Source organism: Streptomyces sp. NPDC054840, from assembly GCF_053611065.1.
Window position 1 is genome coordinate 1 of the sequence record NZ_JBSGZP010000193.1, and the last position, 11,240, is coordinate 11,240.

13 protein-coding genes are annotated in these 11,240 nt (G+C 70.6%); 4 read left to right on the forward strand and 9 right to left on the reverse strand.

Annotated features, from left to right (window positions below):
• Positions 1–50: 50 nt before the first annotated feature.
• From ACWGIU_RS16165 to ACWGIU_RS16195, 7 genes are all read right to left on the reverse strand, one after another.
• Entirely contained in the window at positions 51–833 is a 783-nt protein-coding gene (locus tag ACWGIU_RS16165) for an ABC transporter ATP-binding protein (RefSeq protein ID WP_453706280.1), read from the reverse strand.
• Positions 826–1,755: an ABC transporter permease gene (locus ACWGIU_RS16170; RefSeq protein WP_453706282.1), complete on the reverse strand. Its 930-nt coding sequence runs from the start codon at positions 1,753–1,755 to the stop codon at positions 826–828. The genes ACWGIU_RS16165 and ACWGIU_RS16170 overlap by 8 nt, the downstream gene beginning before the upstream one ends.
• A 94-nt stretch (positions 1,756–1,849) precedes the next feature.
• Entirely contained in the window at positions 1,850–2,734 is an 885-nt protein-coding gene (locus ACWGIU_RS16175) for a glycosyltransferase family 2 protein (protein WP_453706284.1), read from the reverse strand.
• Positions 2,731–3,510 (reverse strand): CDP-alcohol phosphatidyltransferase family protein, encoded by a 780-nt coding sequence (locus ACWGIU_RS16180; protein WP_453706286.1) that lies wholly within the window; start codon positions 3,508–3,510, stop codon positions 2,731–2,733. The genes ACWGIU_RS16175 and ACWGIU_RS16180 overlap by 4 nt, the downstream gene beginning before the upstream one ends.
• A complete protein-coding gene (locus ACWGIU_RS16185) occupies positions 3,488–4,549 on the reverse strand; it encodes an iron-containing alcohol dehydrogenase family protein (protein WP_453706288.1) in 1,062 nt (353 codons plus the stop codon). The genes ACWGIU_RS16180 and ACWGIU_RS16185 overlap by 23 nt, the downstream gene beginning before the upstream one ends.
• Positions 4,537–5,301, reverse strand: coding sequence for a phosphocholine cytidylyltransferase family protein (locus ACWGIU_RS16190; protein ID WP_453706290.1), 765 nt, complete (start codon positions 5,299–5,301; stop codon positions 4,537–4,539). The genes ACWGIU_RS16185 and ACWGIU_RS16190 overlap by 13 nt, the downstream gene beginning before the upstream one ends.
• Entirely contained in the window at positions 5,298–6,929 is a 1,632-nt protein-coding gene (locus ACWGIU_RS16195) for a DUF5941 domain-containing protein (protein WP_453706292.1), read from the reverse strand. The genes ACWGIU_RS16190 and ACWGIU_RS16195 overlap by 4 nt, the downstream gene beginning before the upstream one ends.
• Here ACWGIU_RS16195 and ACWGIU_RS16200 point away from each other — a divergent pair.
• The 3 genes from ACWGIU_RS16200 to idi all read left to right on the forward strand — a co-directional run bounded on the left by ACWGIU_RS16200 (position 6,924) and on the right by idi (position 9,570).
• Positions 6,924–7,067: a hypothetical protein gene (locus tag ACWGIU_RS16200; RefSeq protein ID WP_453706294.1), complete on the forward strand. Its 144-nt coding sequence runs from the start codon at positions 6,924–6,926 to the stop codon at positions 7,065–7,067. The two genes, ACWGIU_RS16195 and ACWGIU_RS16200, sit on opposite strands and share 6 nt — an antisense overlap.
• A 410-nt stretch (positions 7,068–7,477) precedes the next feature.
• Entirely contained in the window at positions 7,478–8,803 is a 1,326-nt protein-coding gene (locus ACWGIU_RS16205; protein WP_453706296.1) for a GNAT family N-acetyltransferase, read from the forward strand.
• Between the two features lie 167 nt (positions 8,804–8,970).
• Complete coding sequence (gene idi, locus ACWGIU_RS16210) at positions 8,971–9,570, forward strand: isopentenyl-diphosphate Delta-isomerase (protein WP_453706298.1); 600 nt, start codon at positions 8,971–8,973, stop codon at positions 9,568–9,570.
• Between the two features lie 50 nt (positions 9,571–9,620).
• Here the strand turns inward: idi and ACWGIU_RS16215 are convergent, their stop codons facing one another.
• Both ACWGIU_RS16215 and ACWGIU_RS16220 read right to left on the reverse strand, forming a co-directional pair.
• On the reverse strand, positions 9,621–10,115 hold the full coding sequence (locus tag ACWGIU_RS16215) for an ATP-binding protein (RefSeq protein ID WP_453706304.1): 495 nt from the start codon (positions 10,113–10,115) through the stop codon (positions 9,621–9,623).
• 130 nt (positions 10,116–10,245) lie between these two features.
• Complete coding sequence (locus ACWGIU_RS16220; protein ID WP_453706300.1) at positions 10,246–10,938, reverse strand: HdeD family acid-resistance protein; 693 nt, start codon at positions 10,936–10,938, stop codon at positions 10,246–10,248.
• Between the two features lie 75 nt (positions 10,939–11,013).
• On the opposite strand from ACWGIU_RS16220, the gene ACWGIU_RS16225 reads away from it, so the two are divergent.
• The coding region (locus ACWGIU_RS16225) for an enoyl-CoA hydratase/isomerase family protein (protein WP_453706302.1) at positions 11,014–11,240 on the forward strand (227 nt) is incomplete at its 3' end.

Sequence of the window (11,240 nt, forward strand, 5' to 3'; positions counted from 1 at the left end):
CTTCGGGTGAAGCGGAAACGCCGGAAGTGGGCGCCGCTCGACCCCGGAGGTCAGCCGTTGGTGGCCTTCTCGTATGCCGAGACGACTTCTTCGGTGGGCCCGTCCATCAGGAGCTCACCCTTCTCCAGCCACAGCACCCGGTCACAGGTGTCACGGATGGACTTGTTGTTGTGGCTCACCAGGAAGACCGTGCCGGCCTTCTGCCGGAGTTCACGGATCCGGTCCTCCGAACGCACCTGGAAGCTGCGGTCACCGGTGGCCAGTGCCTCGTCGATCATCAGGACGTCGTGGTCCTTGGCCGCCGCGATGGAGAAGCGCAGACGCGCCGCCATGCCGGAGGAATACGTACGCATCGGCAGGGAGATGAAGTCGCCCTTCTCGTTGATGCCCGAGAAGTCGACGATGCTCTGGTATCGCTGCCTGATCTGCTCGCGGCTCATCCCCATGGCGAGCCCGCCGAGAACGACGTTCCGCTCGCCGGTGAGGTCGTTCATCAGGGCCGCGTTGACGCCCAGCAGCGAGGGTTGGCCGTCGGTGTAGACCTTGCCCTCCTCGCAGGGCAGCAGGCCCGCGATGGCGCGCAGCAGGGTCGACTTGCCGGAGCCGTTGGAACCGATGAGGCCGATCGCCTCGCCGCGGTACGCGGTGAAGGAGACCCCGCGCACGGCGTGGACCCGCCGGACACCGGGGGCGTCGCCCTTCTTGCGGCGGACGATCTTGCTGAGCGCGGCCGTGGCCGCGCCCTTGCCGGCACTGCCGGTGTTGACCCGGTAGACGATGTGGACGCCGTCCGCGATCACGGTGGGGATGCGCCCCTGGGTGTTGTCAGCCACGGCCGTAACGCTCCTCAGACTTCCAGAAGTACACGAAGCCGCCGATGCCGATCACCACGGCCCAGCCCACCGCGAAGGCCCACACGTGCGGAGGCAGGTTGCTCGCCGTGTAGTCGTCGATCAGCGCGAACCGGATGAGGTCCATGTAGATCGCGACCGGGTTCCACAGCAACAGGTCGCTGATCCACGCGGGCTGGTCCTCCAGGTAGATCCCGATCGGGAACATGACCCCGGAGGCGTACATCCAGGTACGCATCACGAACGGCATCAGCTGCGCCAGGTCGGGGGTCTTGGAACCCGCCCGCGCGAAGATCATGGCGAGGCCGGTGTTGAAGACGAACTGGAGCGCCAGGGTCGGGATCACCAGCAGCCACGAGAGCTGCGGGTAGTTGCCGAAGCAGACGGCGATCACGAAGACGACGATCATCGAGTACAGCAGCTGCTGGAGCTGCTGGAGCGAGAAGGACACCGGCAGGGCGGCGCGCGGGAAGTGCAGCGCCCGCACCAGCCCGAGGTTGCCCGAGATCGCCCGGACGCCCGCCATGAGCGAGCTCTGGGTGAAGGTGAAGACGAAGATTCCCATCACCAGGAACGGGATGTAGACGTCCTTGGGCATCTCCCGGCCCGCTTTGAGGATCAGGCCGAAGATCAGCCAGTAGACGACCGCGTTCAGCAGCGGGGTCGCCACCTGCCAGACCTGGCCGAGCTTCGCCTGGCTGTACTGCGCGACCAGCTTGGCCCTGGAGAAGGCCATGATGAAGTGGCGCCTGCCCCAGAGCTGCCGCACGTACTCGCCCAGGCCGGGGCGGGCGCCGCTGACCGAGAGGCCGTACTTCCTGGCGAGCTCCGCGGGGCTCAGCCCCGCGTCGTCGGACAGTGGCCTGCTCGTGGCGAGGGCACCGTCGTGGGTTGTGTCACTCACAAGTTGAAACTTTCGTCTTCAAGATGCGGCCAGGTGGGCATCAGGCTGGTGGCGCGAGGCCCGTGATCGCGTCATGTTCCCAGACGCGGGCTGGTCAGATGACAGGAGGTCGGCCCAGGCAGGTCAACCGCCAGACCGTTCGCCATCTCATCGGGCGGCGGGGTCCGCAGGGAGTGGTCCATCCCTCCCGGAAACCGCCGAACCAGGCCTTCAGCGCGGGTGCCGACGGTCTGCGTACGAGCGTCAGCAGAAGCCAGACGCCCAGGTAGACCGGGACCAGCGGGGCGGGCAGGTTGCGGCGGGCGAGCCACACCCGGTTACGAGCCACCATACGGTGGTAGACCGCGTGCCGGGAGGGGGCGGTGGTCGGGTGCAGCAGCACCATGTCCGACCGGTAGTCGATCAGCCACCCTGCGTCGAGCGCCCGCCAGGCCAGATCGGTCTCCTCGTGCGCGTAGAAGAACTCCCCCGGCAGCGCTCCGACCTGCTCGAACACCTTCGTGCGAACGGCGTTGGCGCCACCCAGGAAGGTGGTCACGCGGGAGGAGCGCATCGGGTCGGAGGCACGCAGTCGCGGCACGTGCCGGCGCTGGGTCACACCCGTCTCCGGATCGGCGATCCGGAAGCTGATGATCCCGAGCGCGGGGTCCTCGGCGAAGGCCTGCCGGCACAGCTCGGCGGTGTCGGTGCGCTCCAGCAGACCGTCGTCGTCCAGGAAGAGCAGCACGTCCACGTCGCCGCCACCGGGGCCGAAGGCCTCGATGCCGACGTTGCGCCCGCCCGGGATACCCAGGTTCTCGGGGAGGTCGATGCTGCGGACGCCCTCGGGCAGGCCGGTGACCTGCACGCCCTGGCCCACGACGACCACGTCGACGGGGGCTCCGTCCTGGCGGGCCACCGAGTCGAGGAGCGCCTTGAGCTCGTCGGGCCGGTTGCCCATGGTGATGATCACGGCGCCCAGCCGCAGCGGGGCACTCACTTGAGCCTGCTGGAGGCGAGGATGGAGACCAGGTGCAGCACGGTCTGGAGCATCGCGATGCCGGCCAGTACGGCGACCCCGACGCGGGACCAGTACAGGTCGCCCTGCATCTGGTCGACGACGGCCAGCACCAGGATGAGCAGCGAGGCCTCGATGCCCAGGATCAGGCGGTGGAACTTGAGCGCGGCGGCGGCCCGCCGGGCGAACGCCATGCCCTTCGCGCGCGGCTCGGCGGCCGCGTCCTTGACCACGGGCTTGCCGGCCTGGTGGCGGGCGACGCCTACCAGGTCGGTCTCGGCCTTGATCAGGATGGCGCCGAGCGCCGCCAGGGTGCCCAGGAAGGCCCACAGCCAGTCGGCGCCCCCGGGCCCCCACAGGTCGGCGGCGCGCAGGCCGAAGCCGACCAGGACCGCGGCGTCGCACAGGTAGGCGCCGACCCGGTCCAGGTAGACCCCGGAGAGCGAGAACTGCTTCTTCCAGCGGGCGACCTCACCGTCGACGCAGTCGAGCAGCAGGTACATCTGGACCGCGACCACGCCGAGGACGGCGCCCAGGATGCCCGGCACGAGCAGGGCCGGGAGCGCGAGGACGCCGGCGAGGGTCATCAGGTAGGTCAGCTGATTGGGCGTGACCTTGGTGGTGACCAGGTGGCGGGTGATGCGCAGGGAGATTTCGCGCATGTAGAGGCGCCCGCCCCAGTGCTCGCCGCTGACCCGGTCCTTGACGCCCGCGGGGTGGACGACGGGCCTCAGTTCAGCTACGGATGGTCTTGACATAGTCGGCGTAAGCGTCCCTGATCTCGGCGGCGGACAGGTTGAGGTGCTCCAGGATCGTGAAGCGTCCCGGGCGGGTCTGGGGGGCGTACTCGACGGCCGCGACGAACTCGTCGACGCTGAAGCCGATCTCCTCGGGCACGACCGGCAGGCCGTGCCGGCGCAGCACCTCGACGAAGAGGCCGGACTGCTCGGCGGCGCCGCGCAGGTGCATCGCGAAGGCGGCGCCGATGCCGACCTGCTCGCCGTGGAGCGCGGAGCGCCCGGGGTGGAGCAGGTCGAAGGCGTGGCTGATCTCGTGGCAGGCGCCCGAGGCCGGGCGGGAGTCGCCGCTGATCGACATGGCGATGCCGGTCAGCACGAGCGCCTCGGCGAGCACGGTGAGGAACTCGTCGTCGCCGCAGCCGCCGGGGTGGCGGAGCACGGACTGGCCGGCCGTACGGGCCATGGCGGCGGCCAGGCCGTCCACTGGCTCGCCGGTGATCTCGTGCGAGAGCTCCCAGTCGGCGATGGACGAGATGTTGGAGAGCGCGTCACCGATCCCGGAGCGGACGAACCGCACCGGGGCGTCGCGGACCACGTCGAGGTCGATCACCATCGCGATCGGCGTGGGGACCCCGTAGGAGCCCCGGCCGTTGTCGTTGTCCAGGGTGGCGACCGGCGAGCAGATCCCGTCGTGGGCCAGGTTGGTGGCGACGGCGACCATGGGCAGCCCGACCCGCGCCGCGGCGTACTTCGCAACGTCGATGATCTTGCCACCGCCCAGGCCCACGACGGCGTCGTAGCGGCGCCCCTTTATGTCGTCGGCCAGCTTGACCGCGGAGTCGATGGTGCCGTCGACGACCGGATACCAGTCGGCGTGCGGCAGTACGGGCTCCAGCTTGGTGCGCAGCGCCGCGCCGGAGCCTCCGCTGATCGCGATGGCCAGCTTGCCCGAGGAGGAGATCCGCTGGTCTGCCAGGAGGCCGGCCAGGTCGTCCATCGCGCCGCGACTGATGTCGACGACGAGGGGCGAGGGGATGAGCCTCGTCAGTACTGGCATGCGATCGTCCGGCCCTTGGCGAGGTCGTCGTGGTTGTCGATCTCGACCCACTTGACGTCGCCGATGGGGGCCACGTCGATGGTGAAGCCGTCGTTGACGAGCTGCTGGTAGCCGTCCTCGTAGTAGAGGTCGGGGTCGCGCTCGAAGGTGGTCTTCAGAGCCTCGGCCAGCTGCTCGGCGGCCTCGGGCTCGATGAGGGTGACACCGATGTACTCGCCGGTGGCGTCGGCGGGGTCCATCAGCTTGGTGATCTTCTGGACGCCGGTCCGGGAAGCACTGCCGTCGGCGGTGACGACCTTCATCTCCTCGTCGGCCAGGTTCTTGACCGTGTCGAGGGCGAGGATGATCTTCTGGCCGTTGCCGCGGGCGGCGAGCAGGGTGCGCTCGACCGAGACCGGGTGGACGGTGTCGCCGTTGGCGAGGATCACGCCCTGCTTGAGGACCTCACGCGCGCACCACAGGGAGTAGGCGTTGTTCCACTCCTCGGCCTTGTCGTTGTCGATCAGCGTGATCTTGACGCCGTACTTGGCCTCCAGGGCCTCCCGGCGGGCGTACACGGCTTCCTTGCGGTAGCCGACGACGATGGCGACCTCGGTGAGGCCGACCTCGGCGAAGTTGCCGAGGGTCAGGTCGAGAACCGTGAGGCTCGCCTCGTCGCCCTCGGGGCCGACCGGCACGAGCGCCTTGGGCAGGGTGTCGGTGTAGGGACGCAGACGGCGTCCGGCACCGGCAGCGAGTACAAGGCCGATCATGCTGGTTCTCCTTCGTCATGTACGGCGGGTGCTCCGGAGGAGACCCAGAATCGGATGCTCTCCACGAGCACCACGAGTGCCACGAACACGGCCGTGACCGTGAGCGCGACGGGGAAGTCCGCTTCGCGCGATACGAGGACGGCCGCCAGGGCCGTGATCAGCAGGACCCGGCCTTCGTGGCCGCCGATCGTCCGCACCAGCCAGTGCGGGGGCGCGCCGGTGCCACCGCGGATGCGGTACACCGTGTCGTAGTGATGGTAGGCGACCGCCGCGATCAGGCCGAATGCCGCCGGGAGGGCCCCCGGGACGTCCGCCTTGACGGCGAGCGCGAGGACGGTGACGTACTCGGCGGCCCGGAACAGCGGCGGGACCAGCCAGTCGAGGGCGCCCTTGAGGGGCGCGGCGACGGCGAGGCCGGCCGTCATGACATAGATCACCGCGACGGCGATCAGCCGGGGGTCGCCGAACGGCAGGAACACGGCGCCCGCGATCATCACCAGCGTGCCCAGGGCCGCCACGTACACGGAGCCGAAGGACCCCGCGCGGCCGCGCAGCAGGCGGGCCTGGAGCTCGGCGAGCGGGCCGGAGTCGGCGAGGTCGGCCAGCGCCTGGGCCGCCCGGTCGGTGCGGGTGGCCTTGCGCGTCAGGGAGCGCAGGATCCGCCCGGCGGTGGTGTAGAGGGCGCCGAAGGCGCAGCTGATCAGCAGGGCGTAGAAGACGATCCGGGGCGTGGTGAAAGCGGTCAGCACCGCGATCATCGCCCAGCGCTCACCGATCGGGAGGATGATCATCCGGCGGACCCACACGGTCCAGCCGACGCTGTCCAGCCGGCCGGAGAGGGCGGCCGTGGGAGACGTGTTGGCGGTGGCGTCGTGGTTGGCCTCGTTGAAGGAGAAGTCCACGACGTGCCGGCAGGTCATGAGGATCATGGAGCCCACGGCCAGGGCCCAGACGTCGTCGCCGTTGCGCGCCGCGCCGAGCGCGAGGCCCGCGTAGAAGGCGTACTCCTTCGCGCGGTCGAAGGTGGCGTCGAGCCAGGCACCCATCGTCGAGTACTGGAGCGAGTACCGGGCGAGCTGCCCGTCGGTGCAGTCCAGTACGAAGGAGACGAGGAGCAGCACACCGGCCGCCACATAGCCCCAGCGTTCGCCGGTGGCCGCGCAGCCGGCCGCGATCAGCGCGGTGATCAGCGAGGCGGTGGTGACCTGGTTCGGGGTCAGGCCGCGGCGTGCGCACCAGCGGGCGATGTAGCGCGAGTACGGGCTGATGCAGAAGGTGGTGAAGAAGCCGTCGCGGGACTTCACGGCGGTCCGCAGGCGCACGGCCTCGTCGTCGACGGCGGCGACGGCGGCGGTCGCCGCGTCCCGGTCCGCGCGAGTGGTGGGGACGGTGGCGACGAGCGTGCCCAGTTCGGGGCGCTGGACGGCGGTCCCGGCGGCCTCGACGACGGCCGCGAGCCGGTCCGGGTACGGGCCGGCCTCGTCGGCGGCCCCGCCGGGGCCCTCGGCGGCGGCCTCGGCGGCGGCCTTGTCGAGGGCACCGCGGGCCCCGGCCTGGACGGCGAGGGCACCGGCGACGGCGCAGGCGTCGAAGCGCGGGTCGGTCAGCGCGAGGCGCAGTGCGTGCACGTGCCCGACGAAGGCACTGTCCACGACGGCCACCCGCTGGTCGGCGGGTACGCCCGCCAGTGCGGCGGCGGCGTCCTGAGGACCGGCGGCCGGGCGGACGTCGAAGCCGAGGGAGCGCAGATCGTCCGCGAGCGGTGATCCGGGGACCGGCAGGCCGGTGAGGATGACGGTCGGCAGACGAACTCACTCCTTGTAACGGATTCCGAACGCGCGCCCTTATGGGGCGGCGGCACGTCGGCAGAGGCTATCGGATGAATGGAAGCAGGGGTTCACCACCCGTTTACGCCCTGATAGGCCGAATATCCGGGCCCCGGGCCGGGTTCCGATCATCATTGACGATCACGGCGCGGTACCACAAACGGCCCGGATGTTACGGTGGACACGCCCCTGAACGTGTCGAGTGGAAAGAGGTGGGTTGATGACCGTCGTAGTGGTCGCGGCCATGCGCAGCGAACTCCGGTGCATCTCCCATTTCTTCCGGGCATCCGGCCGGGCCTGATCACACAGCTGGGCCTCGTCGGCCGGAGCCCCCGTTCCAAGGGTTCACGTTGACCGACAGCAATTCCTTCGGCGACACCGTCGATCCCGACGGCGCCGACGACTTCACGCACGCCTTCTTCGCCCTCCACCACGGCCTGCCCCGGCAGGCTCCGGGCTCCGACGCGAGCACCCGCCACCTGCTGTCCCTGTGCGGACCGCTGCCCGAGCGGCCGCGCGTCCTCGACCTCGGCTGCGGTCCGGGCCGCAGCGCACTGCTGCTCGCCGCCGAGACGGGGGCGGCCGGGACGGACGGCGCCGAGGTGACCGCCGTCGACCTGCACGCCCCCTTCCTCGACGAGCTACGCGCGGCCGCCGCGGCCCGCGGTCTCGCCGGCCGGGTCCGCACCGTGGAGGCGGACATGGGCGCACTCCCGGGCAAGGGCTTCGAGGACGGCTCCTTCGACCTCGTCTGGGCGGAGGGCTCCGCCTACATCCTCGGCTTCGACGCCGCGCTCGCGCGGTGGAGGCGGCTGCTCGCCCCGGGCGGCACCCTCGTCCTGACCGAGTGCCAGTGGTCGGTCGCGCAGCCGTCCGCGGGCGCCCGCGCCTTCTGGGACCCGCAGTACGCGTTGCGCACCACGGCCGGCAACCTCGCGGCCGCCCAAGCAGCCGGGTACCAGGTACTCGGCGTGCACGAGCTGCCCGACTCCGACTGGGCCGAGTACTACGGCCCGCTCGCCGAGCGGGTCCGTACCCTGTCCGGAACCGGTGGCCCGGCGATGGCGCGGGCCCTGACCGCGACGCGCGAGGAGCTCGGCGTACGGGTCCGCCACGGCCACGAGTACGGGTACGCGGGCTACGTCCTGCGTCCGGTGAGCGCCGGGGACGGCGACGCCTGGCCCGCCCGGCCGGAGACCTCGGCCGACGTGGCGGCCGTACGGGGGGTGAATCTGGCGGCGTTCGGAACTCCGCTGGAGGCCGGCCTCGTCGACGCGCTGCGCGCCGACGACGCCTGGCTGCCCGGGCTGTCGTACGTGGCCGAGGCCCCGGACGGTTCGGTGGCGGCGCACGCCCTGCTGACCCGGTGCGAGGTCGACGGCGCCCCGGCCCTCGCGCTCGCCCCGGTGGCGGCCGATCCCGCGCTGCAGCGCTCGGGCGCGGGCAGCTCGGTCGTACGGGCCCTGCTCGCGGCGGCCCGGGAGCGCGGGGAGTCACTGGTCCTCGTCCTGGGGCACCCGGAGTACTATCCGCGCTTCGGTTTCGTCCCGGCGTCGCGTTTCGGGATCCGGGCCCCCTTCGAGGTTCCCGACGAGGCCCTGATGGCACTGGTCCTGGATGATTCCCGCCCGGTGCCGACGGGAACGATCAGATATCCGGCCCCGTTCGGAGTCTGACGCGCACGCGAGGTCATGTGAGTGACACGTGAGGTGGTCCGCCCCCCGCCGCCTGTGCGGACAGGCCTAGCACGCCACGGGGGGCGGACATGCGTGGATCTCCGAAGTGGGGACAAGCCTCTTTTGTACGGCAGACTGAAGGCCGAAGTCCGAAGCGAAGGATGGGTATGCCGACCACACCAGCCACCGCCGCGAACCGCGCGTCCAACGGCACCGGTACTCAAGAACCGATCATGCTCGAACTGGTCGACGAGGCCGGCAACACCATCGGCACGGCGGAGAAGCTCTCCGCCCATCAGGCGCCCGGCCGGTTGCACCGGGCGTTCTCCGTGTTCCTCTTCGACGAGCAGGGCCGTCTGCTGCTCCAGCAGCGGGCCCTCGGGAAGTACCACTCCCCCGGCGTCTGGTCGAACACCTGTTGCGGTCACCCCTACCCCGGGGAGTCGCCGTTCGCGGCCGCGGCCCGGCGGACCCATGAGGAGCTGGGGCTGTCGCCCTCGCTGCTCGCGCAGGCGGGGACGGTGCGCTACAACCACCCGGACCCGGCATCGGGTCTGGTGGAGCAGGAGTTCAATCACCTGTTCGTGGGACTCGCGCAGGCTGTCGTGCGGCCGGATCCGGAGGAGGTCGAGGACACCGCCTTCGTCACCGCCGAGGAACTGGCGAAGCGGCACGCCGAAGTGCCGTTCTCGGCCTGGTTCATGACCGTGCTGGACGCGGCGCGGCCCGCGATCCGCGAGCTGACCGGCGACGCGGCGGGCTGGTAGCCCGTACGCCGCTCCGCTCTCCCGCTGTCCGCCCGCCCGTCGGCCGCCGCTCAGCAGGCGGTCGGCGGGGCGGTGAGCGGCAGAGCCGCCCAGATCACCTTGCCGCCGGTCGAGGTGTGCTCGACGTCGCAGACCCCGCCGGCCTCCAGGGTGATCTCCCGAACCAGGAGCAGGCCCCGGCCGCCGGTCTGGCCGAAGTCGGCCTCCAGCGCCTTGGGTCGGTAGGGGTGGTTGTCCTCCACGGCCACCCGCACCCACTCACGGCCGATCGCGACCTCGACCGCGACCTCCGGCGAGAGCAGGGCGGCGTGCCGGACCGAGTTGGTCACCAGCTCGGAGACGATCAGGAGCAGGGAGTAGACCAGGTCCTGATGGGCCGGCACACCCTGACGCCCGAGCAGGTCCCGGACCGCTCGGCGGGCCTGCGGAACGGATTCTTCAACCGCGGGCGCGGTGAACCTCCACACTCCCTCGTAGGCGAGGGGGTCGGCCGGAGCCTCCACCTCACCCGCCTTGACCGGCGGGACGCTCCCGCTGAGATCCATCTTCCGTCCCCCGTCTTCGCGCTCGATCGTCTCCACGCGACAAGGGTGGGGAACCGGCTGGTCCGGCCCCGACTGCTGACCATAAGTCAGCGTCTATCGGACACTTTCTGACCGCTGGCGTATGACAGAGTCAGTTGTTCGACTGTTCCTGATCTTCTGCTGGCCGCTTCGCGGCCGCCTCGTTCGCCCCGTCCGGCGCGACAGCCTCCGCCGAAGCCTCGTCCTCCCTGACCAACCCCAGGATGCGCCGGGACCCCATGCCCATGGCCACCAGGCTCAGCCCGTCGAACAGCAGGGCGAGGGAGAAGAAGGTTCCGATCACGTACAGACTGTTGCCGGGCCAGTTGGAGAGGACCAGGAAGCCGAGCAGGATCCCGAAGGCGCCCTGGACGACCGCGAGCCCGAAATCGGCGCCGCGCACCACCAGCGCCCCGACCAGCCGGAACACCCCTCCCGTGAGGAAGAGCAGCGCGGCGAACATGGTCAGTGCCTCGGCGCTCGCCTCGGGGCGGCGCAGGATCACGAAGCCGGCGGCCAGGTTGATCGCGGCGACGACGACGGCGAGCCAGAAGTAGTTGCTCCCGCGCGACTGCACGGCTTGCAGCAGGCCCACCGCACCACCGACCAGGAGCAGCCAGCCGAAGAGGAACATCGAGGTGAGGGTGGCCACTCCCGTGTAGACCAGGCCGACCAGACCGGCCAGCACCAGGATCACCCCGAGCGCCGTCATCAGCGCGAAACTGCGGCTGAGTTTCTTCTTCTCCCGCTGCGGTTGCGGGCCACCGGCCTTCGCTCCCGTACCCTCCACACGGTCTGCGCCCATGGACGTGCCTCCTCCTCGCACCCCCGACGGACTCCCTTGATCATAGGTACGACCGCCCGGGATAGCATCCGGCGCATGGACGCTGCCCAGCACGCACACCTCCTGCACACGGTCGCCGACGGGGTGGCCACGGTCGTCATCTCGCACCCCGCCAAGCGCAACGCCATGACCGCCGCCATGTGGCGGGCGCTCCCGGAGCTGCTGACGGGCCTGGCGGACGATCCGGCCGTGCGGGTGCTCGTGCTGACCGGGGCCGGACCGACCTTCTGCGCGGGCGCCGACATCTCCTCGCTGACCGGGGA

Bases quoted from the DNA above. Each gene is read 5' to 3' on its own strand.
- ACWGIU_RS16180 (WP_453706286.1), bottom strand. From the start codon at position 3,510: ATGTCAAGACCATCCGTAGCTGAACTGAGGCCCGTCGTCCACCCCGCG.
- ACWGIU_RS16185 (WP_453706288.1), bottom strand. From the start codon at position 4,549: ATGCCAGTACTGACGAGGCTCATCCCCTCGCCCCTCGTCGTCGACATC.
- ACWGIU_RS16190 (WP_453706290.1), bottom strand. From the start codon at position 5,301: ATGATCGGCCTTGTACTCGCTGCCGGTGCCGGACGCCGTCTGCGTCCC.
- idi (WP_453706298.1), top strand. From the start codon at position 8,971: ATGCCGACCACACCAGCCACCGCCGCGAACCGCGCGTCCAACGGCACC.
- ACWGIU_RS16215 (WP_453706304.1), bottom strand. From the start codon at position 10,115: ATGGATCTCAGCGGGAGCGTCCCGCCGGTCAAGGCGGGTGAGGTGGAG.
- ACWGIU_RS16220 (WP_453706300.1), bottom strand. From the start codon at position 10,938: ATGGGCGCAGACCGTGTGGAGGGTACGGGAGCGAAGGCCGGTGGCCCG.